This window comes from Thermogemmatispora aurantia, assembly GCF_008974285.1.
Taxonomy (GTDB): domain Bacteria; phylum Chloroflexota; class Ktedonobacteria; order Ktedonobacterales; family Ktedonobacteraceae; genus Thermogemmatispora; species Thermogemmatispora aurantia.
In genome coordinates this window covers 281,077-305,605 of record NZ_BKZV01000004.1, presented here as the reverse complement: position 1 = coordinate 305,605, position 24,529 = coordinate 281,077, and the positions used below count along the sequence as shown (strand labels likewise).

General features: G+C 65.6%; 17 protein-coding genes. 6 read left to right on the top strand and 11 right to left on the bottom strand.

Features of this window, described 5'->3' with window-relative positions; translation table 11 throughout:
• Positions 1 to 119 precede the first annotated feature (119 nt).
• Together KTAU_RS13785 and KTAU_RS13780 are read right to left on the bottom strand one after the other, a co-directional pair.
• Entirely contained in the window at positions 120 to 1,226 is a 1,107-nt protein-coding gene (locus KTAU_RS13785; protein WP_151728929.1) for an ABC transporter ATP-binding protein, read from the bottom strand.
• Positions 1,227 to 1,572: 346 nt separating this feature from the next.
• Positions 1,573 to 2,664 carry a LacI family DNA-binding transcriptional regulator gene (locus KTAU_RS13780; protein ID WP_151728928.1) on the bottom strand — a complete coding sequence of 364 codons (1,092 nt, stop codon included), beginning with the start codon at positions 2,662 to 2,664 and terminating at the stop codon, positions 1,573 to 1,575.
• Between the two features lie 282 nt (positions 2,665 to 2,946).
• Here KTAU_RS13780 and KTAU_RS13775 point away from each other — a divergent pair, with 282 nt between their 5' ends.
• Both KTAU_RS13775 and KTAU_RS13770 read left to right on the top strand, forming a co-directional pair.
• Positions 2,947 to 5,376 carry a TIM-barrel domain-containing protein gene (locus tag KTAU_RS13775; RefSeq protein ID WP_151728927.1) on the top strand — a complete coding sequence of 810 codons (2,430 nt, stop codon included), beginning with the start codon at positions 2,947 to 2,949 and terminating at the stop codon, positions 5,374 to 5,376.
• Between the two features lie 38 nt (positions 5,377 to 5,414).
• The gene (locus tag KTAU_RS13770; protein ID WP_151728926.1) at positions 5,415 to 7,436 is read left to right on the top strand and encodes a beta-galactosidase; all 2,022 of its coding nucleotides are present in this window, start codon (positions 5,415 to 5,417) and stop codon (positions 7,434 to 7,436) included.
• 1 nt (position 7,437) lies between these two features.
• Here KTAU_RS13770 and KTAU_RS13765 read toward each other — a convergent pair whose 3' ends face one another.
• The 6 genes from KTAU_RS13765 to KTAU_RS13740 form a co-directional block, all read right to left on the bottom strand.
• Complete coding sequence (locus tag KTAU_RS13765) at positions 7,438 to 8,895, bottom strand: alpha-L-fucosidase (protein WP_151728925.1); 1,458 nt, start codon at positions 8,893 to 8,895, stop codon at positions 7,438 to 7,440.
• A gap of 95 nt (positions 8,896 to 8,990) precedes the next feature.
• A complete protein-coding gene (locus tag KTAU_RS13760) occupies positions 8,991 to 12,002 on the bottom strand; it encodes a GH116 family glycosyl hydrolase (protein WP_151728924.1) in 3,012 nt (1,003 codons plus the stop codon).
• A 229-nt stretch (positions 12,003 to 12,231) separates the two neighbouring features.
• A complete protein-coding gene (locus KTAU_RS13755) occupies positions 12,232 to 13,500 on the bottom strand; it encodes a GTP-binding protein (protein ID WP_170293289.1) in 1,269 nt (422 codons plus the stop codon).
• A gap of 568 nt (positions 13,501 to 14,068) precedes the next feature.
• Entirely contained in the window at positions 14,069 to 14,431 is a 363-nt protein-coding gene (locus tag KTAU_RS13750) for a hypothetical protein (protein WP_151728922.1), read from the bottom strand.
• A 750-nt stretch (positions 14,432 to 15,181) separates the two neighbouring features.
• Positions 15,182 to 15,511 carry a hypothetical protein gene (locus KTAU_RS13745; RefSeq protein ID WP_151728921.1) on the bottom strand — a complete coding sequence of 110 codons (330 nt, stop codon included), beginning with the start codon at positions 15,509 to 15,511 and terminating at the stop codon, positions 15,182 to 15,184.
• Between the two features lie 77 nt (positions 15,512 to 15,588).
• A complete protein-coding gene (locus KTAU_RS13740; RefSeq protein ID WP_151728920.1) occupies positions 15,589 to 15,834 on the bottom strand; it encodes a hypothetical protein in 246 nt (81 codons plus the stop codon).
• A 297-nt stretch (positions 15,835 to 16,131) separates the two neighbouring features.
• Between KTAU_RS13740 and KTAU_RS22400 the strand changes: the two genes are divergently transcribed.
• The 3 genes from KTAU_RS22400 to KTAU_RS13725 all read left to right on the top strand — a co-directional run bounded on the left by KTAU_RS22400 (position 16,132) and on the right by KTAU_RS13725 (position 17,357).
• Entirely contained in the window at positions 16,132 to 16,350 is a 219-nt protein-coding gene (locus KTAU_RS22400) for a helix-turn-helix domain-containing protein (protein WP_151728919.1), read from the top strand.
• A 411-nt stretch (positions 16,351 to 16,761) separates the two neighbouring features.
• Positions 16,762 to 17,061, top strand: a complete 300-nt coding sequence (locus KTAU_RS22395) for a helix-turn-helix domain-containing protein (RefSeq protein WP_151728918.1) — start codon at positions 16,762 to 16,764, stop codon at positions 17,059 to 17,061.
• Positions 17,062 to 17,150: 89 nt separating this feature from the next.
• Positions 17,151 to 17,357, top strand: coding sequence for a helix-turn-helix domain-containing protein (locus KTAU_RS13725; protein ID WP_223258411.1), 207 nt, complete (start codon positions 17,151 to 17,153; stop codon positions 17,355 to 17,357).
• Between the two features lie 159 nt (positions 17,358 to 17,516).
• On the opposite strand, the gene KTAU_RS13720 is transcribed toward KTAU_RS13725, so the two are convergent.
• From KTAU_RS13720 to KTAU_RS13710, 3 genes are all read right to left on the bottom strand, one after another.
• Positions 17,517 to 18,023: a hypothetical protein gene (locus KTAU_RS13720; RefSeq protein ID WP_151728917.1), complete on the bottom strand. Its 507-nt coding sequence runs from the start codon at positions 18,021 to 18,023 to the stop codon at positions 17,517 to 17,519.
• Positions 18,020 to 19,801: an amino acid adenylation domain-containing protein gene (locus KTAU_RS13715; protein WP_151728916.1), complete on the bottom strand. Its 1,782-nt coding sequence runs from the start codon at positions 19,799 to 19,801 to the stop codon at positions 18,020 to 18,022. The genes KTAU_RS13720 and KTAU_RS13715 overlap by 4 nt, the downstream gene beginning before the upstream one ends.
• A gap of 266 nt (positions 19,802 to 20,067) precedes the next feature.
• On the bottom strand, positions 20,068 to 20,289 hold the full coding sequence (locus tag KTAU_RS13710; protein ID WP_151728915.1) for a hypothetical protein: 222 nt from the start codon (positions 20,287 to 20,289) through the stop codon (positions 20,068 to 20,070).
• Between the two features lie 418 nt (positions 20,290 to 20,707).
• Between KTAU_RS13710 and KTAU_RS22265 the strand changes: the two genes are divergently transcribed.
• A complete protein-coding gene (locus KTAU_RS22265) occupies positions 20,708 to 24,208 on the top strand; it encodes a winged helix-turn-helix domain-containing protein (protein WP_170293288.1) in 3,501 nt (1,166 codons plus the stop codon).
• The last annotated feature ends 321 nt before the right edge of the window (positions 24,209 to 24,529 follow it).

The following is a 24,529-nucleotide window of genomic DNA, read 5'->3' as shown; positions in this document are numbered from 1 at the left end:
ACTCCTTGCACGTTATCTGCTCTTCCAGTTGCTCTCTTGATGTCACGCCACGGCTCTCGCTGCCACTGGCTGGCACGCTGGCGGCTGGCTCCTTCCCTCCAGAGGCCGCCGCGCCGGGCCTAGAAGAGCGCGGGCGGGCCAGGACTGTAGAGGAGATGCTCGTCATCGGCGGCAAAGTAGAGGAGCTGCTCCCAGTCGGGCCGCAGGCGCTGCAGACCACGGCTGTCGTCGGCCTCCTCCAGCGGCAGGGAGACGATGACGCGCTGCCCCAGCCAGTGACCGTGTACGAGGGCGATGCGCTCGGTGGGAATGCGCTCGCTATGGCTGATCTCCAGCGGCAGGCCGTCCGGCTGGTCGCGCAGCCAGTGCTCGGCGCGCACGCCCAGACGCAGGGGGCCTGATGGCAGGTGCCCGGCTAGCTCCTCGGGGAGCGGCCAGCTCTGCCCGGCGATGTGCAGGCGGCCCTCGCTGAGGGCGGCTGGCAGAACAGTGAGGGGCGGGCTGCCGATGAAGGTGGCCACGAAGAGGTTGACCGGCGTGTAGTAGAGGTCGTCAAAGCTGCCCACCTGCTCAATGCGCCCCGCGCGCATGACGGCCAGGCGATCACCCATGAAGATGGCTTCTTGCTGGTCGTGGGTAACGTAGAGCGTGGTGACGTGGAAGGTGCGCAGTAGCTTTTTGATCTCGATGCGCGTCTGCTCGCGCCGCTTGGCGTCCAGATTGACGATTGGCTCGTCCATGAGAAAGATGGTGGGGTCGCGCACGATGCAGCGGGCGATGGCGACGCGCTGCTGCTCGCCGCCGCTGAGGGTCTCGGGGAAACGGCCCAGCAGGTGCTGGAAGTCAACGCCCATCAGCTCGGCAGTGCGCCGGACGCGCTCCTCCATCTGCTCGTGGGTGTAGGCATGGTGCTCGAAATAGTAGGCGAGATTCCCTTTGCTCTTCATGGCAGGGTAGAGGGCGTAGTCCTGAAAGACCATGCCAACGCCGCGGTCCTGGGGCTTGATGTCGGTCATGTCGAGGTCGCCGTAGTAGATGCGTCCGTGGGTGGGGAATTCAAGGCCGGCGACCACTTTGAGGAGGGTGCTTTTGCCACAGCCGGAGGGGCCGACAATGGCCAGGGCCTCGCCGTCACCTACTTCCAGCGAGATGTCGCGCAGGGCCGGCTGGCGTCCCCCGGGGCCGTCGTAGTCCTTGACGATGTGTTCAAGCCGCAGGCTGGTCATGCCTGTTTTCCTTCCTCCCTGAGCTGCCCGGTGGCCGGCCCGGCCCGGCGCTGACCGCGCTCATGGTCTGCCCCGCCATGATGGCCGACTCCCGGCGATTCCTTTCCGTTCTGCCTGTTGTGTGGTCACAGATACGCTGCTGCTGCGCTCGCTTAGCCTGGCCTGGCTTGCTCTCCTTCGCTCCAGCTTCCTTGCGCTCTCGCTCAACCCCTTCCGGCTATGTGAGATTCTGTATTCTGTATTCTCTGTGCGCGGCTGGCGCTTGCCCGCCCTGGCCGCTCTCTCCGGCCACCTCTCGCTGGCGTGGGTCTGATGGCCCCGTCCTGCCCTGCCCGCCCTTCACAGCTCAGCTGGCGCGCTGCTCGTCGTCCAGGGCGGCGGTCGCGCTCTCGGCTGGGGGGCTGAGATGCGCGGTTCGGCGGCGATAACCGCAGGACTCGCGGATGATGAGGGTGGTGGGCAGGATGATCTGCGCGCGCTCGCGGCGGTTATGCTCCAACTGATCAAGGAGCAGCTCGGCGGCACGCATGCCCATTTCCACGCAGGGCTGACGAATGGTCGTCAGCTCGGGAAAGATCATCGTTGTCTGCAGGAGGTCGTCGAAACCGACGATGGCCAGATCATCGGGCACCTTGAGGCCGCGCTCCTGGACGGCGCGCACTACACCAGCGACCATCATGTCGTTGGACGAGAAGAGGGCGGTCGGCGGCTCCGGCAGGTCGAGAAAGCGCCGCGTCCAGGCGTAGCCACTGGCAGGGGTCCAATCGCCGTCTCCGACGAGGGCCTCGTCGAAGGGGATGCCGGCGGCGGCCAGGGCCTGACGGTAGCCTTCGAGGCGGGCGTGGGTACAGACATCTTTGGCCAGCCCTTTGAGCATGGCGATGCGCCGATGACCCAGGGCAATCAGGTGCTCGACGGCTACGCGCGCCGCCGCAACATTATCGACGTCTACGTATTGCAGGTCCTGATCGTCCTCGGGATCGTGCCCGACGCGCACGTAGGGCATGCCGGCCTCGCGTAGCATGGCGGCGCTGCGGTCCTGGCGGTCGCTGCTGATGAGGAGGACACCGTCAAAGTGGCGCCCACGCAGGAGGCTGAAAAAGGTGGCCTCGTCCATGTCTTGCCGCCCAATGAAGAGCATCGGGGTGTAGCCACGCTGAGCACAGACCTGACTCATGCCGCGCGCAATCTCGGCAAAGATAGGATTGCCAAAAAGATGATGGGCGTTGTCCGGCAGGATTAGCCCGATCAGGCGCGTCTTGCGCATGACGAGCTGCCGCGCCGCCGCCTGCGGCGCATAGCCGTAGCTGTTGATGACTTCCTGCACGCGGTCTCTGACGCTCGGTCTGACGTTCGGTTGCCCATTGAGCACTCGCGAGACTGTTGAGCGAGATACTCCGGCAATACGCGCGATATCCTCGATCGTTAATTGCGACATGAGCCAATCTGCGCGCCTTCAGGGCGGTTCCACGTTTACTTTTGGCTGCTGTTTCGTGTACAATACCTCGTGGGATCGCTCCCACGGCGTTGCTATGTGCAAGCTTACCCGATCCTCCTCCTTCCTGTCAAGGGGTGAGGTGCCCGCTCTGTCGCCTGTCACTTTCAGCCCGGCCCAGACCAGCACCGCTCAGGCGGGCAGAGACGGGGACAGCTCGGGCGGGCTGAGGACAGGATGTCGGCACTATCGGACAAAGCAATTACGCATGGAAGGAGTCTTCTCATGGCAGAGCCGGTTCCTTTGCTTCCGTACAACCTGTACATGACTGAGCCGCCGCGCTTGCCGGTGCGGGGGCCAGAGGATAAGGATGGCCCCGATTATGTGGTGGAGGCGACGCTGCTGGAGTGCCGCGAGCGCGCTGCCCGGCTCCAGGGGCGCACGCTCAGCGGTGGGACGGTCCTGATCACTCTGAGCCTGGTGGCTGATGGCATCGTGCGCGTCGTGCTGGAGGAGGAGCCTGATCCGACACGCGTCCGCCTGGCGCGCGAGCTGCCCCCTCCCCCGGCTGGCGCTCCGCTGCTGGTCGAGGAGCAGGCGACGGGCCTGGCTCTGCTCTCCCCCTCGCTTCGTCTGGAGGCCACCCTGCGCCCCTTCGGCCTGCGCTTCCTGGACGCCGCTGGCCGTCCGCTGCTGGCCCAGAACTATAGCGAGCTGACCAATGTGCGCATGAAGCTGACGATTCTTCCTTTCGGGCTGAGCCGCGTCAATGGCCAGCGCGTGGCTTTCCACGATACCTTTACGGCGGAACCCGATGAGCATTTCTTTGGGCTGGGCGAGAAGTTTACGGATTTCGATAAACGCGGGCAGCGCATCACAACCTGGAATTGCGATTGTGGCGGGGCCTTCAGTGAGCGGGCCTATAAGAATGTGCCTTTCGTGGTGAGCACACGCAAGTATGGGATCTTTGTCGATAGTCCCTGCGCGGTCGATTTCGATCTGGTGGCCAGCAATACGGCGACGTTTACGCTGATTAGCCGCGATAGCGCTCTGGATTATTATGTGATCGCCGGGCCGGACCTGAAGACGATTATTACGCGCTATGCTTCGCTGGTGGGCTTTCCGATTCTGCCGCCGAAGTGGGCCTTGGGGACCTGGATTTCGTCGGGCTTCCAGCGCGATAGTCAGGGCGAGGTGCTGGCGCGGGCTCGCTTGATCCGCGAGCATGAGATTCCTTGCGATGTGCTGCACCTCGATTGCTATTGGCAGCGCTTCGGACGCTGGTCAGAAGTGCAGTGGGATGAGGAGCGCTTTCCCGATCCGGCGGGCCTGATCGGGCAGTTGAAGGCCCAGGGCTTTAAGGTCTGTTTGTGGATTCATCCCTATCTGGGAACGGCCAGCGAGCGCTTTGCCGAGGGGGCGGCGCGCGGCTACTTTCTAAAAAATGCTGCCGGCGAGCCGTATGTGGCCGATCTGTGGGGGGGCTTTCATCCGCCGGTGGCCATGCTGGATGTGACGCACCCGGAGGCGGTGGCCTGGTTTCAGGGGCTGTTGCGCGAGCAGTTGCGCCTGGGTGTTGATGTCTTTAAGACGGACTTCGGGGAGGGCATTCCGACGGATGTGGTGGCCTATAGCGGGATTACCGGCGAGCGTCTGCATAACCTGTACGCTTTGCTCTATAACGATGCGGTGGCCGAGGTGACGGCGCGCGAGACGGGCCGCGCGGGCCTGGTCTGGGGACGCTCCAGCTACGCCGGCGGCCAGCGCCATGCGGCGCAGTGGAGCGGCGACCCCAATGCTACCTTTACGGCTCTGGCTTCGACCTTGCGCGGCGGGCTGAGTATTGGGATGTGCGGCCACGCTTTCTGGAGCCACGACATCGGCGGCTTTACCGGTCAGCCTTCTCCAGAGCTGTATATCCGCTGGGCCCAGTTCGGTTTCTTCTCTCCTCTGACGCGCGCTCACGGCAATAGCTCGCGCCTCCCCTGGGACTTCGGCCCGCAGGCCCTGGAGATCTTCCGCTCGTATGCCCGCCTGCGCTATCGCTTGCTGCCCTATATCTATACTTACGCCTGCATCGCGGCCCGGACGAGCCTGCCGCTGCTGCGGGCGATGGTGCTGGAGTTTCCCGATGATCCGGCGACTTATACGCTGGATCTGCAGTATATGTTTGGCGCGGAGCTGCTGGTGGCTCCTCTCTATCGCGCCGGCGGGGAGCGCCCGGTCTATCTGCCCGCCGGGACGTGGGTCGATTTCTGGAGCCGGACCGTGCTGCAGGGGCCGACGACGCTGCAGGTGCAGGCGCCTCTGGAGCAGCTTCCGCTCTATGTGCGCGCCAACGCCTTGATCCCGACGACGGAGCCGGCGCCGTTTGTGCGCGAGGAGCCGTTTGAGACGGTGGTTTTCGAGGCCTATCTGCTGCCGGAAGGGGCCGGGTCGTTTACACTCTGCGATCTGGACGGGGAGACGACGGTGTCGGCCCGCCGGCTGGGGACGACGCTGGCCATCGAGGTGACGGGGGCGAAACGCCGGCTGGGGCTGCATCTGCTGCCCTTGAGCGGGCTGGATGGGCAGCCGCCCGTTGAGACGGTGCTGCTCAATGGCCGCCAGTGCGAGCGCTGGACGGGCGAGACGGCCCCAGCGCTGGCTCAGGCCAGGACTGCGGGCTGGTTCCCCTTACCCGATGGAGGGACGCAGGTGACGATGGTCCTCTGAGATTCGTCCTGACTGGCATCATACCCAGGAGGAGAAGCATGGAGGCCTTTCCACCGCTGAATCCGCGTGCTCCTTTTATCTGGTACGGTGGCGACTACAATCCTGAGCAGTGGCCACGAGCGGTCTGGGATGAGGATCTGCGTTTGATGCAGGAGTGCCGCTTTCGCGTGGCAACGGTGGGCGTCTTTAGCTGGGCGGCGCTGCAGCCGGCGGAGGAGCGCTTTACTTTCGGCTGGCTCGATCAGGTGCTGGATAAGCTGGCGGCGGCGGGCTGCCGGGTCTGTCTGGCGACGCCCAGCGCGGCGCAGCCGGCCTGGTTGTCGCAGCGCTATCCCGAGGTGCTGCGGGCCGATCCGACGGGTCGCCGCCGCCATCACGGCTGGCGCGTGAATTATTGCCCTACGTCGCCGCTCTATCGCCGCCTGGCCGCCCAGATGGCGGCGAAGCTGGCCGAGCGCTATCATGCGCATCCGGCCCTGGTGGCCTGGCATGTCTCGAATGAGTATGCGCCGGCCTGCTACTGCGAGCAGTGCGCGGCCACCTTTCGCGATTGGTTGCGCAGGCGCTACGGCAGCCTCGATGAACTCAATCGCCGCTGGTGGACCCGCTTCTGGAGCCATACGTATACGGATTGGTCGCAGATTGAGCCTCCTTATGCCAATGGTGAGGGTTCGATTCATGCGCTCACGCTGGATTACCGCCGCTTCCAGAATGAGATGTTGCTGGAGTGCTTTACGCTGGAGCGCGAGGCGATCCGCCAGTTCTCGCGCGATGTGCCGATTACGACCAATCTGATGCGCTTCTATCGCGACCTCGATTATCGCCTCTGGGCGCGTGAGATGGATGTGGTGGCCTGGGACTGCTATCCTTCCGTTGAGGATGAGCCGCTCGATATTGCGCTGGCTCATGATTTGATGCGCAGTCTGCGCGATGGGCAGCCGTTCTTGCTGATGGAGCAGTCGCCCAGTAGTCAGAACTGGCAGCCGTACAATACGTTGAAGCGGCCCGGGGAGCTGCGCCTGCAGAGCTATCAGGCGCTGGCCCACGGGGCGGAGTCGGTGATGTTCTTTCAGTGGCGGCGCAGTCGCGGCGGGATCGAGAAGCTGCATGGGGCAGTGATCGAGCACAGTGGGCGCAGCGATACGCGCGTCTTTGCGGAGGTGCAGGCCCTGGGCCAGGAGTTGGAGCGCCTGGGCGCGCGCACGCTGGGCGGGGTGACGCCGGCTCAGGTGGGGCTGCTCTTCGATTGGGAAAACTGGTGGGCACTGGAGGATTGCAGCGGCCCAACGCGCGAGAAGCGCTATCTGGAGACGTTGCGCGCTCATTATGCGCCGTTCTGGCGGCGCAATGTGCCAGTCGATCTGGTCTTTAGCGATTCGGTTCTGGGGCGCTATCGCTTGCTAGTGGCGCCGCTGCTCTATTTGCTCAAGGAGGGACTGGCCGAGCGCCTGGCGGCCTTCGTGCAGGACGGGGGGACGCTGGTGACGACCTATCTGTGCGGAATGGTGGATGAGTGCGATCTGGCTTTTGAGGATGGCTATCCGGGGCCGCTGCGCCATCTATTGGGAATCTGGAACGAGGAGATCGATGCGCTGCCGCCGGGACGGACGAATCGCCTGGTGTTAAACGATGGGCGCAGCTTTGCCTGCGGCCATCTGTGTGCGCTGATCCATAGCGAGGGGGCGGAGGTGCTGGGGCGCTACGGTGAGGATTTCTATGCGGGGCGCCCGGCTCTGACGCGTCATCACGTGGGGCGTGGCCAGGCGTTCTATCTGGCTTGCGAGCCGGAGCCGGCTTTTCTGGAGAGTTTCTACGGGGAGCTGCTGGGAGAGCTGGGGATCGCGCCGGTGCTGGAGACGCCGCCGGGCGTGGAGGCGACGCTGCGCCAGACGGCCCGTGAGCGTTTGCTCTTCCTGCTCAATCATGGGCGGGACCCGGCGACGGTCTCCCTGCCGCCGGGGCGCACTTTTGAGGAGCTGCTGACGGGGCGGTCGCTGAGCGGCTCGCTGACGCTGCCCGGCCTGGAGGTGGCCATTCTGGCGGAGCCGCTCGCTTCTTAGCCTAGCCGGCGGGCAGGATCTTGAGGACGCCGCCGCGCTCGCCCGGTGGGACGGCGGGGAGGTCAACGTGCAGGCCCTGGTCGTCGCGTTGCCAGCGCAGGGAAGGGTCGCCGCCGAGCAGATGGATGGCGCCGATCTCTTGCAGGTAGTAGGGGCTGGCGGCGGCCAGGGCCTGGATGCTGATTCTGCCCCCCTGCGGCCAGACGGGCAGCAGGACGTAGAGAATCTGGCCGCGGCGGGTGAAGCGCAGGTCTCGCTCGGTAAAGGCTGCCTGCTGTCCTTCGCTGAAGGCGCCGGCGACGCTGGCGGTGGGGCCTTCGCCGTAGAGGTGCCAGGGCTGGCTGTCGTAGATGGCTTCGCCGTTGATGGCCAGCCAGCGCCCCAGGCGACGCAACAGGTCAATCTCTGGCTCGGGAATGCTGCCGTCGGGGCGCGGGCCGATGTTGAGCAGGAAGACGCCGTTCTTGCTGACGGTGTCGATGAGGTCGCCCAGTATGGCCCCGAAGGGCTTGTAGTCCTGGGCCTGGGTGTAGCCCCAGGAGTTGCGGGCGACGCTGGTGTCGGCCTGCCAGATGCGTGGGCTGAGTGTGGGCCGGCGTCCGCGTTCGATGTCTTCGACGGCGCTCCCTTCCTCAAAGGCGCCTTCTTTGTAGGTGATGACGACTTCCTGTCCCCAGTGGGCGGCGCGGTTGTAGTAGTAGGCGGCGAAGCGGGCCAGGTAGGGGCGGAAGACGGGCCGCGAGATCCACCAGTCGAAGTAGATGAGGGAAGGCCGATAGCGTTCGACCAGCTCGTAGAGCCGGGCCAGCCAGTCGTCGAGAAAGGCGGCGTCGGGCGGCTCGTCGTCGGGCCGCGCGGGTCCGTAGAGGTCGGCGTACTGGGGGTCCTGGACGTCGCTGGGAATGGTTCTGCCGCCGTTGAAGAACCACCAGTGCTCGGCGCGGTGCGAGGAGAGGCCGAAGGTGAGGCCGGCAGCCCGCACGGCGGCGGCCAGTTCGCCCAGGATGTCGCGCCGTGGCCCCATTTCGACGGCGTTCCAGCGCGAGAAGGAGCAGCGGTACATGGCGAAGCCGTCATGATGCTCGGCGACGGGGACGACGAAGCGGGCCCCAGCTTCTTTGCAGAGGGCGGCCCAGGCGGCGGGGTCGAAGCGCTCGGCGCGGAAGTGGGGGATGAAGTCTTTGTAGCCGAAGTGCTCCGGCGGGCCGTAGGTGGCCAGATGGTGACGGTGGGCCGGCGTGTCGGGCAGGTACATGTTGCGCGGGTACCATTCGTTGTCGTAGGCCGGGACGGCGTAGACGCCCCAATGGATGAAGATGCCGAAGCGCGCGGCGGCGTACCAGGCCGGCACACGGTAGGCGCGCAGGGCCTGCCAGTCGGGGACAAAGGGGCCAGATCTCGCCAGGCGCTCGATCTCGCTGAGCGCTTCCTGCTGCTCATACCGCTCTTGCGGCTGCACGGAGAGGCTCCTCCTTTCCGTTGTTGCTTTTTTTGTTTTTGGGCCTGCTGGCTGTCGGCGACGGGGGGCAGGCCGGTGTGCCGGGCCTGGGTCGGCTAGAGGCGCACCTCCAGGGTCTGGCCGGCTTCGATGAGGAGCGGCTCGTCGAAGTGCCAGCTTGCTCCTTCGCGGCGGCCCTGGATGGGGACAGCGGCCAGCCAGACGGCCTGTTCGCCCGGGGCCTGGCGCGGCGTGGCGGCCTCGACGGGCAGGGTCAGCTGGCGCAGGCTGAGCTGCCCCTCGTGCAGGTGGAGCAGGACCCGCCCTTCGCCGGCGCGGTACTCGATGCTGCCCCAGGCGCCGGGTAGGACCAGCGGCTGGCGCCAGTGGCCGTCGGGGGGCCGCAGGCGCGGCTGCAGGCTCAGCGTCTGGTGTGGGGCGTCGTAGCTGAGGCCACCGAGAGCCAGCCAGGCCAGCCAGATGCTCAGCGCCCGATAGTAGTGGCCGCCGCACTCCTGATGGTCCCAGGTCTGGCCGGCGCGCTCGTAGCGCGTGTAAACCTCGTGGATCACGCTCAATCCTTCGCTGACGAGGCCCTCCAGCAGCATCTGGACGGCGACGGTGTATTCGGTCCCCGACCAGACGGTCTCGGCCTGATGGCGCGGGTCGCCGAGGGTCCAGTGATCGGGCCGGTCGGCGCGCTTGCCGGGCGGGAGCATGCCGTTGACGAGGCCGCGCCCGGGCACAAAGTTGTAGCGATAGATGGCGCGCAGGGCCGACAGGATGTGCTCGCGCGGCAGGATGTCGCCCAGGCCGAGCAGGGTGGCGTAGAGCTGGCCGCTGAGCTGGTCGGCCATACAGGACTCGTTGCGCCGTCCGCTGCGGGGGTCGACCCACAGGTTGTAATACTCGCCGTTCCAGAGCAGGCGCTCCATGCTGGCCTGGCTCTCGGCAAACTGGCGCTCCAGATCGTGGGCGTAGTCTTCGTCGCCGAGCAGGTGGGCCATCTGGGCGGTGGCCTTGAGGGCTGCCAGCCAGATCGACGAGACGTAAGCCGAGTAGCCGATGAAGTCCCAGGTATCGTACGTCTGGGAAGAGATGGCCGTCTCCGAGGGGGCGTGGTCGTAGTGGTAGGGCAGGCCGACCTTGAGTTCGTCGATGCGGCGGGCGTGCTCCATCGCCGCCTTGACCGCCGGCCAGAGCCGTTCCAGGGCGGCGCGGTTGGCCGTCCAGCGGTAGTCACGCCAGACCTGCAGGGCGAACTTGGGCATCAGGTCGACCATGTGGTAGGCGTCGACGACGGCGAAGCTGCCGGGGAAGAGGTGCGGGATGCGTCCGCTGGCGTCGAGGCCGGTTTCGGCGGCCACTTCCCGATAGAGGGCCTGGCGGCGCTGGGGATCACGGGCTAGTTCCGGTTCATGCTCGATACGGCGCCAGACGCGCTCACGGTTGGGGGCGAAGGCTAAGAAATAGTCGTCGTAGCGCGGCGAGTTGGGCGTGAGCTGGAAGTCGGCGGTCATCTGGAGCTGGCGCTCCTCCAGTTCGGGGAAGAGGAGGGCCACGGCGTGGGAGCCGTAGTACGAGACGTCGAGGGTCTGCAGGCCGCAGCAGCCCAGGCCCTCCCAGATGCCGAAGCGCCCGTCGCGCACCAGCCAGGAGGATTTGACCAGGGTGGTGAGCTGGGCGTTGATGGCGTCGGCCAGCCAGTCGGGGACGGAGGCGCCATACTGCAGGTCGTGGAAGGTGCGGCTACGGCTGTAGAGGGCTGGCCGCGCCTCGGCGACGTAGCGGGCGACGTCGAGGGCATCGCTGAACCAGGTTTCGTAGCGGTGGCCGAGGTCGTCGCCGACGTTCTCGCCGCGGTGGTTGGGAAAGTACCAGGTCAGGATAAAGGTCAGGTCGCGCTCGCTCCAGGGGTCCAGCTCCAGAACAGGGCTGCTGATGACGCCGTGGGTGCGGCGACTGGCGCGGGCGTTGAAGAGCTTCGGGGCCTGCTCGCCGAGGAGGCGCGCCAGGGCGCCTAATTCGCTCAGGCGGGTGCTGGCCTGGACGGGATCGCGCTGCAGCTCGGGCCGCGCCTGGCGCTCGTGCTCGTACTGGGCGCGCTCGGCGGGCGTCAGGTTGAGTTCGAGCAGCAAGGCCCAACGCCAGCGCGTATCTTGATAGCGGATGGGGTCGGCGGCGATGCGCTCCTGCAGCTCGCGCCGGTCGGGGACGAGGGCACTGTCGACCATGCCGCGCAGCAGGCTGGGCAGCTGCCCGTAGGCGCTGGCCGGGTCGAGTCCTTCGCGGACGATGCGTTCGAGCAGGGCGCGCAGGGGGTCGCCGCCCACCGGATCAGGGACAAACTGGCCGCCGCTGGCCCAGCTCTGCCAGGCATTGAGGTCGCCGACGTCGCGCAGCTCGGTCACGAGGTCGGCCCCGTCCTCTAGCAGGGCGAAGACGAGCGAGCCGCGCGCCAGCGGATGGTCGGCGGGCAGCCCGGCGGCGCTGAAGACGAGGGCGCTCAGCCCGGGCGCCTGCTCGCGGCGCGTCTGGGGCTGGCCGTGGCCGCCGCTGAGAGCCTCCAGGCTAAAAATCTGCGGGAGGAGGCCGAGCAGAGAGACCTCGACGGCTGTGGGACCGGGATTGCTGAGGTGGAAGGTGAAGAAGGCCGCCGGCAAGGCCGAATGCTTGATATCCCCCGGAATGAAGCTGGACCAGGCTTCGAGGCTGACGGCAAGCGGCAGGGCCGGATCGCGATAGTCCAGCCAGGCAAAGGGGAATTCGCCGCTGAAGTGGATCTCCTGGACGCTTTCGACGTACGACAGGGTGTAGGTGAAGCGCGCTTCGCTCTCGCTGCGCTCGCGCAGGATACGCACGATCGCTGGCTCTGTCGCCTGGCCCTCAGCCGGGGAGCGCCTGCGTCGGGCACGGATGGCGAAGAGGGTGTCGCCGGGCCGCACGGGCGAGGTGATCGGCGGACTCCAGGGGGCGCCGCGCCCGCTCCAGGGCGGATTATTGAAGATCTGCCATTCGTGCAGGGCGCCATCAGCGCGGATCTCGATGCTGCCGGTGCCCAGCCCTCCCAGGGGGATGCCGGAGAGCGGGGCCACGCCCCGCCTGCTTCGCGTGCGAGCTACTTTCATGGCTGCGTCCGTTTGCTCCTCTTGCTCCTGTGAGGCTGACTAGGCTGACTGTGACACGTCTGGGACCAGTGGCCGCTGGAGCGCGCGCCCGGCCAGCTAGATTCGGCCTGCGGGCGCCGCCTGACCACGGCCCCGTTGGGTTGGATTGGGTTGGGTTACGTTGGGCTGCCGTTGGGCGCCGGTTCGGTTGGTCAGCTCTCTGTCTGCCGGGCCTGGCCCTGGCGGCAGCTCAGGGTCCGGCTCCTTGCTGGCTGGCGCCCGGCCCAAAACGGTAGTGCGGCTGGGGCGGCGCCGGCTGGAAGGCGCTCAGCTGCTCAATTTCGGCCCGCAGTCCACCGGGAGCCGCCGCCAGGACGGCGCGCACGTGCTTTTCGAGAACGGCGGGCGGGCAGTCGACGCGCGCGTTGAGCAGCCAGATGGCCTCGTCCGGTGGCAGATGGGCACTGCGCGCGTCCCAACTGATGGCCGCTGGCTCGGGACCACAGAGACTGGCTTTGATCAGCCGCTCCTGAAGCTGCTCCTGCTCGCTGACCGCCGCGGGATCGGGGACCTGGCGCCCGTCCGGCTCTTCGCTGAGGCTGAGGAGGCGCGCCAGAGCCTGCGGGGCCACGAGCAGCTTGATATGAGCGATAGCCAGCCCGGCGCGGGCCAGCCGCTCCTGAAGCTGGGCGAGCAGGGCCGCAGCCCAGGCCAGAACCTGGCCCGCCTCGCCATTGCTGGTCCCGATCGGATGAGAGGACTGCAGGCGACCGCGGGCGTTGAGCCAGCCCAGGCGCGCTTCGGCCCGCGCATAGCGCCCATAGTCGAGGTCGTCCAGGCGATGGGCTTCGGCCTCGCTGATACGGGCAGCGTTGACGTCCTGCAGCAGATTATCAAGCCAGAGGGCCACGCTCTCGCGCCGGCGGGCCGTCATGGAGAGGACCGGCACCCCGGGACAATAGGCCCGCAGCCAGTTGCGCAAAAAGAGCTGCTCGTCGCCGCTGAGCAGGTCGCTTTTGTTGATCAGAAGCAGGTCCCCCTCTTCGATCTGGCGCGCGAAGAGATAGGCGACATCGTCGTTGAGCAGGCTCAGGTCGCCACGTCGGATCAGGCGGGAGAGACGCGGACCATCGACGACGATGCTCAGACAGGCTGGACGGTAACGCTCGCGGTAGAGGTGTAAGAGGGGGAGGATGACGGTGGCCTGCAGGTCGGTGCAGCTCCCAACTGGCTCGGCCAGAATAACGTGCGGATCAAGACGCCGCTCCAGGTCGGCAATGGCCTCTAACAGGTCGCTGAAACGGCAGCAGAAACAGCCCGCGGTAACCTCGGCGACGGCCTCGCCCGACCAGGCGGCGGCCAGGGCGGTGTCGACGAGTTCGCGCCCCTGGTCGTTAGTGATCAGGGCGACGCGCAGGCCGCGCTGACGCAGGATGGCGGCAGCCTGGAGCAGCAGGGTGGTCTTGCCCGCTCCCAGAAAGCCACCGGCAATGATCAGCTTGGGCCTGGTTTGCAGCACTACGCTCCTCTTTCGTTGGTCAAGCGGCAGCTACTCCTTGCGCTGGACAGAGAGCCTCGCCCCGTCCACGCGCAGGCGCGCGTTCAAGGCTGGCCGGCAGATCATCGCCTGCCACCGCGCGCACTCTACAGGAAAGGGTAACAGAGGCACCTTCGCCCTGTCAAGCGAGAGCGCTCCCAAGCCTGGCGGGGCCTTACGCGTCGCTACCACACTACCACATACTACCACCCACCCCACAGCCAATCGGAAGCCAGCCAGAGAGGGGATTGACGGGCCAGGGGAAGAACCGGGCCTTCCAGAAAGGACACAGCGACAGGCCCGGGAGGGCATCGTGAAGGGGGTTACGACGCCAACCCGGTACCTGTCGCCGCGCCCGGATCAGAAGAGGGCGCTACAAAGAAGGGCAAAACACGAAACAGGAGAGAGGTATCTGGTAAAAGAACCGCTCACAGCTTGTGCGCACGAGGCGCAGCGAGGTATGACCAGACCTCGCCTGATATGAGCCGGGGCGCCCGGACTCGTCCGGTCACGTCACGCTCAACTGCGCCAATCTCGTTCGTTGCCTCACTCAGAGAATGCACCACGGCTCGCCGTCGAGCTGCGGGTAGTCGCGCTGATGGATGCGCTCCGCGCAGGGAGCACAGCAGGCGGCGAAGGCGATCGATGCATATTCGAGCACCTTGTGCAGACAGAGATCGCTGGCGATGCGCAACTGCCATTTTTCCGGCAAATAGCAATACTCGCGGGCCACGTAGTCGTGCAGCTCCTGGGCCAGCCGGGCGGGCATGCGCAGGCCGTAGCGGTGCTCCGTCAGGCGGCCACAAATACAGCGGGCGCAGAAGCGCGGATCGAGAGAGGAGGCCGCGGCATCCTGAGAAGGCGGCTGACCGCTGGCGCCGACGGGCATGGCGCTCTCACTCTGCTCTGACATCGTCTGCTTGCTCCTTCTTGCTGGTTTGCTTGCGCGCTCTCTCTTGACAGCCAGCCTCCCAACGAGGCGGGCGAGCCGGGCTGGTCAGGGGGGACGGCGCCGACCTGGCTGGCATCTGGCGCCTGACGCCCTGGTGTGGTGCCCCAACTCCCGAGAAACAGGGAGCACCACACCGGCGCCCTACGCCCTGATGCCTGACCGCCGGGCCGGGCCGGCCCCCGCCCTGCCTCCCTGCTTCTTCGCCTGCTCTTCCTCCTGCTTCCCTGATGCTGCGGGCAACGGACCGGGCCGGCCCGACTCCACCTCCTCCCGCACGCGGGGAGCTGCCGCAAGTTGCCCTGCTCCGCTCTGTGCTGCGCCCGCTGCCGTGGCACCGGTGCCAGGGCTAGGGATCAGGGCCGGCGCTGGACAGCGAGCCAGTCAGCCATTCACAGGGCTGCCACGCGGCCCCAGCGGCCCGCCCGCATGAAACGCGAGAGGCGAGCGGGCCGGGGGTGATGGCTCGCAGGAAAGGAGCGTCGGTACGCGACCACGATCCGCCCGGTATCCCTCCGGGCCTGTCGCTGGCTACGCCTTACGCCGCTCGCACCCACACGAACGGCCTCGGGGCAGACCGCTGACTCGCCCGCCCCGGCCTGGCCGGGCTCGGTTCACTGCAGCCAGGACCGGGACGCAGCGACGGGGCCACCCCTGCGGGCCGCCACAAGGGCAAGCCGGCTACAGGTGCATCCAGTTGAGCAAGGAAGAATCTCAAGGAAAGGCAATGAACCGGGAACGTCCCCCCCGCGCTGACGGGTGGGTGGGCGCAACGTCCCGCCTGCTTGTCACTCCCTGGCGCACCACCGCGACAGCCGCCGGCGAGAGCGAGGACGGCATGAGGCGAAAGCGATAGAGGAGATCGCGCTCGCCCTTGCCTGCTTCCCGGTACCAAATCTGCACCTCCACTGGTTCAATCACGAAACGCTTCAGCCGCCGGCAGTGCGCGAGTAACTGGTAAGGCCAGCGATATGCTCCCACCAGCGCCGCTGACTGGCTGAAGCCCTTCCGTCTCGGATAGACGATCTCTAGTTCGTATCCCATGATTCACGGTGCTCTTAAGTTCATTGTACTCGCAGGCCAATAGCAATGAATCGGTGTTCTTCATGCATCTTTAGTCACTATAACGACTCATCGAGACACTGACCATCCTCTCCAGGTTCTGTCTCTGCCGCACTCCCCTCCAGCGGACGCAGGACGCGCCGCGCTCCCATCCGCAGGATCTCTTGCCCCTCACGCTCAACCACAATGGTGAAAGGATCAAAGAGCGGCTCCGCACTGAGCTGCCTGAGTATCTGCACGACACAGCGCTCGCAGGCCGCTGGCAGCAGGAAGAGATCCCCGCCCTCTTCACGATAACAGATCACCAGGTACGGCTCCCTCTTCCTCCCTCCCCTCCCAACCGGCGGCAGGTTCATCACTCACCTCCAGGTTCGTTCAAAACATGAGAGCCTGTTTTCCTCTAAAAGATTAACATTGATCTTTAGATATTTCCAGTATGTAATTAAGTGACTTATATAGATTATCCAAAAGAGTCACTCAGTTAAGTGACTTGATCAGCATACTCATTCACGTCACTCGATCTGGATACTCCCCACGGAACCTATCCTTCCGCTATACTCCTAAGCAAATCCCATCGATGAAGCTTATTTCTGAGTGAGGATATGTTTAGATTAAGAGTGAAAGATGTTCTTAAGGATCAGGGCAAGACAATAGGATGGGTTGCAAGGAAGGCGGGCTTGTCTCATTCGGTAGTCAGAAGAATGGTCAAAGACCCCAACTATGAGCCACAGGCGTCCACTCTCCTGAAGGTAGCCCGGGTACTCAAGTGCCACGTAGAGGACCTTTTCGAATACATTCCCGACGAAGATGAGGAGGCATAAGGACCTGACGCCCCCTATTCCTCTGTCACCCTTTCCACTCAAGCTTATTCCCCATCGCTCTCGATCTTAAGAAGGGAAGCCGGACAGCTCGGTAAGGCGCCAGATCAAAGCGAACCTGCTTCCCTTCCCCATTCGATCACATCAACCTGATTAAATAGGTGTCTTTATATATATTTGCTTAAATATATCTTCTCAAATTGGTCTTAACACACGGCTTTTTTTGATCGGATTGTACGCCTATAATTTTTCTGAGCGGCACAAACAGAGCGATTAGCTCACACCGTTCGACCGCATCCCCTTGAATCAGCCACCTGCATCGAGGATCAGAGGGTCATTGTCTGCCTTCAAAAGGGGGCCATTTCCAGGGGCAATAATTACACAAGAAGGGCAATGAACAGGAAGGAGTAAAGAATGTACCGTTTACGAGTCAAGGAGGTCCTTCAAGAGAAGGGCGTCACACAAACGTGGCTCGCACGGCACACCAAGCTCACAGAAACAATGGTACGGCGACTGGTACGAGATCCCTCGTATCTCCCCTCAATAGCCACGATGGCTCAGGTAGCGAAAGCGCTGCAGGTGCACATTGACGATCTGATCGAAGAGATCCCTGACCCATCGCCATTTGCTCCCAGATTCTCAGAGCCTGCACTCTCCTCCCAGCAGCAGCCAGATCAGACAAGGCAAACCAACCAGGAGTCGTGCATCAACTGACGTACGCAGCTAGAGCAATCAGGTTGTCTGGATGAGCAGGAGTTTTGGCCAGTTTTCGTCATGGCTCGCAAGGCGAGGAGAGACAGGAAGTGTATCGTAATCGACTGCACAAAGCCTTGAGGGAGAGAAGAATGAGTCCCGAGCGTCTGGCACAGCTCGCCTCGGTGCCAGAGACAACGATTAGCCGCATGATCAAAGATCCCGCTTATATGCCTCCCGCCTCGACACTTGCCAAAATCGCCCGCGCCTTACAGGTTCCTATGAGGGATCTTCTCGAAGAAATTCCTGATCGCTAGTTCTTCTGAACGGCAAGGATAGACGGGACAACAGCAGCGCGCCTGGCCTGCGGCTCACATCCGCTGACCAGGCGCGCCATATGCAAAACTCGGAGGTAACCGCCTATAGGATAAAGCAAAGCGCAGTTACTGTCAAGCCGGGGGGCCTGATCGCTTTGCTCAAGGCTGTCCCTGACCTGGCGGAGGAGGGGACTGGTTCATAGCGGCCCACTCATTCAAGGTCCTCACCAGATCGATCACATGCTTAATCTCTGGCCAGAGCTGGCGCGCCGCAGTCGCGCTCAGCTCGCCGTAGTCGCGCAAACGAGCCGGGTGCAGCTCCTCCAGATCGCACCAGAGCAGGCCGAACTCCGCCAGCATCACCGCCCGCAGATTCTCCTCGCTCGCGGGCAGCCGATAGGCGCGGGCCAGCCGGGCCACCTCGCTCCGCAGCTCACCCAGCAGAGCCAGCAGCTTAGCGCGCTGCTCAGGCGTAAAAGGATCAACCATGTGCGTTAAGGCCAGCAGCGGGGCCTCCTGGCGCTGCAAGCGTTCCTCCGCCCGCCAGGCCGCCAGCTCTATCCGACGCAAGGCCGTCGTCAGGGCCAGGCGTATGGTTGGCGAGAGCGCCGGCGCGGCCTGTTCTCCCTCTTCCTTGTGCGGCTCCTCAAATGGTAGCTTCCTCATCGTCCCTCTCCTTTCTCAGTGCAGGCCGCCTCTGTCAGCCTGGCCTGCATCCCCGGCGCCAGGCGCAGCAAGGTTCGCAAGCGTCTGAAGAGCGGCAAGACCAGGGCCAGGGCCGGCCCGGCGAAGGGGAGATCATAGCGCGCCACCTGATCAGCGGCGCGCGGCTCATACAGCGTCAGCCCAGAGCCGAGCAACGAATAGCGCAGCTCCAGCGATGAGAGATTCCACGGAGCAACGCAGTGCAGACGCAGCGGCTCCTCATCCTTCTCTGTACCCGTCGGCCATCGCCCGGCCCGGCTCCCAGTGGCCTCCAGCACCAGCAGGGCGCGCCGGGTCAGCGCCAGCCAGCGGGGCGGACTACCGTATTCAGTCAAGGCTGGCAGCCCAAGGGTCAGCAGCACCTCCTCGCGCCCCATTCCTTGCGCCGTCAGCCAGCTTTCCAGCGTCTCCTCAAAGCGTCGGGTCAGCCGCTCAGGCAGTCGTCCCCCCAGATCTGCCAGTTCCTCCACACGACGCGGCTCTGGCTGCCAGGGCGAGAGCGCAGGCCAGACGCGCAGGCGTCGCTCCTCCTGACCCGGAGGCAGCGGCAGAAAAGCCTCCACAATCGCCAGCAGCCGGCGCAGAGCCTCCCCGGCCTCCGGCCAGGCAGGAAACTCAACACGCAGCCTCTCCTCCCCCTGAGCTGCTGTCACGCCCAGCACCAGCTGGAGCAGCGCTTGCTCCGCGCCCCGTCCGCTCCGCCGTGCCGCAACGGTGGCCGTCTCGCCCTCGATCGTACAGGAACGCAGCCGCTCTACTGGCAGCGTCCGCGCCACATAGCCCCCTTCCGTAAAGCTGCGGCCCTGAGCAAAGTAAGCACGCAGCCAGAGCACCTGGCGGTCGCTCACCAGCAGCAGCCCCTCGGGCAGGTACCGCCCCTGGCGGCGCAGCAGGCCCAGCCCAGCGGCCTGGCGCAGAGGCGGGCGCTCCACAAAGGCCAGCACCTGCTCATCCTCATCGAGCAGCTGGCGCAGCACAGGCTGAAAGCGCGGCGCCACAAAGCGCAGCAGGCGCGCCGGTTCAGCGAAAGGCAGCGAGGCATCGGCTCGCAAGAGCAGGCCCCCGGCGCGCAGAGAACGTTGTTCTTCAGCCAGGCTGGCAGCGGTTTGCCAGCTCAGCGGGGTCTCGTGGAGAGTCTGAGCCTGCAGCGTCCCCCGCGGCTGTGATGGCTGGCCGGCGCGGCGAGCCTGGCGCGCGGCAACCCGCAGCCGCTGCAGCACCTGCGCGGCCTCCTCTGCCGTCAGCCAGCGCAGCGCAGGCCGCGTCCCCTCAGCGAGGAGTCCACGCTCACGCGCAAAAAAATCCTCAACCTGGCGCCGCCAGGTCGGCTCAGCCAGGCAGGCCAGCACCGACGGCGAGACCGCCGCCTGCGTCTCCACGTCGACCAGCGCCCCCAGCCAGAGCCAGTCATCTGGCTCGTCAGCCGGCACGAGCTGCAGGGCCGCCACCAGGCGCACGCGCAGCCAGGTCTCGGGCGGAGCGCTCTGCGGCAGCAGCACCAGCAGACGCAGTTCCAGGCCCTCCTCTGGAGTAGAGACGGCCAGATCCGCTGGCAGCCCTGGGTGAGCCGCCGTCAGCCCGCTCACCCAGAGACGGCCCTCCTGCCAGCGATAGCGCAGACAGGCCGCGCGTGCCGCCGTCAGGCGCGCTGTAAGCACTGGGCCGCTCTCCGGCGGTGACTGCCGGATCAGTGTAGCCTCGTTTTCATCAGCAGAATCGGGAGAGCGCCATGACATCATCCAATAGCCTCCTCTCCAGCGGATCAACGAGCTGGTCAGGCCCGGCCCTTGCCTCACGGCCCACAAAAAAATGGCTTCTACGCACCGCCCTGGCCAGCTGTGCCAGGGAACAGTGAGTAGAAGCCATCAGCCCCGAAAAGGCATTAAGCGGGCTTCATCGCTCTTCTATCGTACTGGTATCGTACTGGTAAGTATAAGTAAGTATGAGTGGACGAGTAGCGTAAGCACAGATCAGCGCCTACGAGATCAGGCCTCCGGTGCCCCGCTCACACATCAGAGCGAGTGCGCTGCCAGAGGTTGACGAGCAGCGCCAGCGTCAGGCCCACGAGCAGCCCGCTCCAGGCCGTTCGCCAGGGAAACGGCTCCTGCCATGCCTGCAGCAGCGCGACCTCTGCCAGGCCGCTGCCCACATAGAGGAAGACGGCTAACACCAGCAGAGCCAGGCCCAGACCGAGCAACACCGGTAGCAGCCGACGCCGACCAGCCATCTTTTTCGCTCCCTCGCTTTTCGGGCGGTCCTCTCTGGCTGGCTCGCGCCCCACACGCGAGGCGATGCGAGACTCAGCCTGTCAAGAGAGGCCCACCATCGCCGTCTATCTGCTATGTATTATACAAGCCAGCTCAGCGGGCGACAAGGCCGGGCCAGCCACCGGCTCCACTCCATCGTGCCGCTTTTCTCTCCCAAAGCGCGGCTGGAAGAGCGCGCCTGAACTTTGGTATACTGGAGTGAGGCGGGAAGCCCCGGCCTACCCCAACGCCATAGCGAGCAGGAGAGGAAGACCGCCGCCAGCCGAGGGGAACACGTCTTGTTGCCATTGTGGTTATAGGGAGCATCCTGGGCCGGGACCTGCACCGGGCCTGACGAGCAGCCCGCGCCGTCCCAGGTTCAGGGGAGGAGAGGACACCTTGCACAGCGGCGAATCTGCAACCCCACCACCGTCAACAACTCACACCGCGATCGAGATTGTCTGGTTACCAAAACAAGAGGAGTACGTCCTACGTATCAAGTCGGACGGCGCGCTTGCCCCTCTGCCGCGTCAACCGGAGGAGTGGCGAGCCTGGCTAGAGAGCCAGAGCGCCTTCACCTTCAGAGGGCAGCGGGGTCGACTGACCCTGCGTCGCGAGACCCGTAAGGGGCGTCCCATCTACTGGTACGCCTTTCGACACTGCCTGCACCGCACCTTCAAGCAGTACGCCGGCAAAACCGAGTCCCTCACGCTAGAGCGCCTGGAGGAAGTCGCCGCCAGGCTAGAGCTTGGCTGTCGCCGCCTGCGCGACTACATGCGGGCCCGTCACGAACATGGACTGCGCGATAGCAGAGGGCCGCTGCTGCAGACCAGGCTCAGGCCGCCGGCCCTGCCTGGCGATCTCATCCGTCGCGAGCACCTGCTAACCCTCCTCGACCGCGGGCGCGAGCGGCGGCTGATCCTGCTCTGTGCCCCGGCGGGCAGCGGCAAAAGCAGCCTGGTGCGCCAGTGGCTGGCCCATCTCGCCGAAGGAGAAGGCGCCCCACCCGTGGCCTGGCTCACCCTTGACGCCGCCGACAACGAGCCACTGCATTTCTGGCGCTACCTCGTCGCCGCCTGCGCGCCCTGGCTCTCTGCGGGCGAGAGCCAGCGCCTCGCCCCAACGCCAGCCAGCTCCCTGGCCACTGGCCTGGCCGGACTGGCCTCCGTCGGCGTCGCCCCCAGCTCCGTCAGCGAGATACTGGCCGACCAGCTCGTCTTGCTGCTCAATTTCCTCAGCCAACATGATGCCCGCGGCCTGCTCATCCTGGAGAACTACCACCTCATCAACGCCGAGGCCATCCACCAGGCGCTGGCCTTCCTCGTCGGCCACCTGCCCGCCGGCCTCTGCCTCGTCCTGCTCACGCGCGAAGAGCCGCCATTGCCGCTGGCCAGCCTGCGCGCCTCCGGCGCCCTGCTAGAGCTACGCGGCCCAGAGCTTCGCCTCTCCCAGGCCGAAAGCGCCGCCTTCCTGCGTCCCTATGGCCTCGCCCCCGAGCAGCTAGAGCAGATCGACCAGCTCATTGCCGGCTGGCCGGCTGGCCTGCGCCTGCTTTCCCTCCTCTTAGAGAGCGCCAGGCTGGCCGGCGAGCGCGACGGCAGGGCATTGGCCCCCGCCGCCCTGGAGCGCCTCCTGAGCGACTTCCGCGGCAGCCAGCGCCCACTCTTCGACTACTTCAGCAGCGAAGTCCTGCAGGGTCTGCCGCCGCACCTGCAAGACTTCCTCCTGCGCACCTGCTGGCTGCCGCGCCTGCAGCCCGACCTCTGCTGCGCCGTCAGCCCCCACAACCTTCACGGAAGCGCCGCCTTGCTGGAGGAGCTAGAGCGCAGAAACCTCTTTATCGAGCCGCTTGACCCGCTGCACAGGATCTACCGCTATTACCCGCTCTTTGCCGAAGCCTTGCAGCACGAGGCACGGCGTCGGCTGCCGCGCGAAGAAGTGCGCCTCATCCACTACCAGGCCAGCCGCTGGTACGCCAATCACGGCCAGCTCGAAGAGGCCATTGAGCTGGCGCTGCAGTCCGGCGTCAACCCGTGGGTCGCCGAACTCATCGAGCGCTTCACGATCCCCCTGCGCTTCCTGAGTTGGGGCGACCACAACGCCTTACAGCGCCTGCGGTGCTGGCTGGAGGCCGTGCCCGAGCCACTCGTCTGGAGCCGGCCCCAGCTCTGCCTGGTCAGTGCCCTGGTCATCCACTCCTTCCTACGCGACCAGCGGGCCAGCTTCGACCCGGAGCACCAGCCAGCGCGTGCCCACATCGCGCGCATCAATGATCTGCTGCAGCGCGCCGAAGAGCTATGGCGCCAGAGCGACGATCGGGCCGGCCTGGGGCAGCTCTATGCCTGTCGCATGCTGACGCTGGAGTACCTGCCGACCTCGCCCAGGCAGCCCAGCCAGCGAGCCTACCAGAGCGCTGTCTACGCGCGGGCCGCCCTGGAATACCTGCCCCCCGAAGAAAGCGACTGGCGCCTGCTCTGCCTGGGCTACCTCTTTGGCTACTACCTGCAGAGCGGCAACCTCAAAGAGGCGGAGACGATCAGCCGCGACATCGAAAGCCTCATGCAGATCGGCGCGATCGAGCAGCTCGCTCCCCCCAGCGAAGAATGGTTTAGCGGCTTCAGCAGCCTGCGCGCCTCCCTAGCCACCCTGGCCGGCAAGCTGCAAACCGCGGCCTACCATTACCGCTACCTGGCCAGCGCCAGCCCACCGCAGCGTCCCCCCGCTCTCATGGCCTTGATGGGGCAAGCCCAGATCCTCTACGATAGGAACGACCTGGCCGGAGCCGAAGAGCAGCTAGATCTTTTGGAAGAGCGCCTGAGCACCCTGCAAGCCGGTGCCAGCGACGAGCGCGACGCTTTTCTCTTCTCCCTGCTCAGCCTGGACGCCCGCCGACTGCGCGCGCTCATCAGCCAGGCGCGCGGCCAGCTCGACGCCGCCCGTGAGAGCCTTCGCCTCCTGCTGCTGCAGACCAGCGCCACATTCCCTCACCCAGGCTACAATCACTACCCGCGCGCCGAGCTACTTACCCGGCTGGCGCGTCTCGACCTTGCACGCGGCGACCTGGAGGCTGCCCGCGAGAGCGCTGACGAGCTGGGGCGGTTGCTTGGCCTGAAAGATCACTACGAGCTGGCGGCCAGCCCGGACGGCTCGCAGCCTTTGCTGACGATGCCGGTCAGACCGGACCTCGCCGTCGAGGGGAGCACGGGGACGACCTCGTTAGCCGCAGCGACCCCCGCCGCCTCAACCCCCATCGAGAGCCAGGGCGCCCACCTCGTCGCCGGCGACCAGGCTCCCAACGGCCTAGTGCAAGAACAATACCGGCTGCTCGTGGCCCGTCTGCTGCTGGCCAACGGTCAGGCTCGTCAGGCCATCCCCCTCCTGGAGAATATCCATGAGCAGGCGTGGCAAAGCGGGCGCGGGCGTGGCCTGCTGCAGGCGCGCCTCCTGCTCGCCCGGGCCTACGCCCAGGAGCACGACCCGGTACTTGCCGGCACCTTCCTCGGCAGCGCCCTCGAACAGGGGCAGATCGAAGGGCATCGACGCATCTTCCTGGACGAAGGCGAGCCGCTGGCCGCCCTGCTGCGCGAGCTGCTCCCGCGCGTGCGTGGGCAAACCCTGCGCGCCTATGCCGAGAGCCTCCTGCAGGACTTCGCCGTCGCGTCTAGCCAGCAGCCGCCCATCATCACCCCCGCCGAGACCCTTCTCCCTGAGCCACTCTCGGCCCAGGAGCTGCGTATCCTGCGTCTGCTGGCCGCCGGCTACAGCAACGCCGAGATCGCCGAGGAACTCATCGTCTCGGTTAACACCGTGCGCACCCACATCCAGCACCTCTACCAGAAACTCAACGTCCACAACCGCCATCGCGCCATCGCCACCGCCCGCCGCTACGGTCTTCTCTAAGCGGCTCGCCGTGCCATCCGTCTCTCAGGCCAGCCTCTCCAAGAGGCTGGTCGCCGCGCGGACGGCAGCGGACGGCAGCGGACGGCACAATCATCCAGCCCATCATCCAGAAGGATGATGTCCTCTTTCTGTGCATGGGTTACACTACCATCGGCAGCGCAACAGTTCACACCTCCGGGGAAGGCCAGCCCAGGCCAGCCAGGCGTGGCAGCACTGATCCGGCCTTCCCCCGTCCAGAGAGCGACGGCAGACCAGCCCAGGAGCGCGCGCCGACGAGTGAGAGGACAGGCACCCAGTTCAGGCCACATCGAGAGCGCGCCT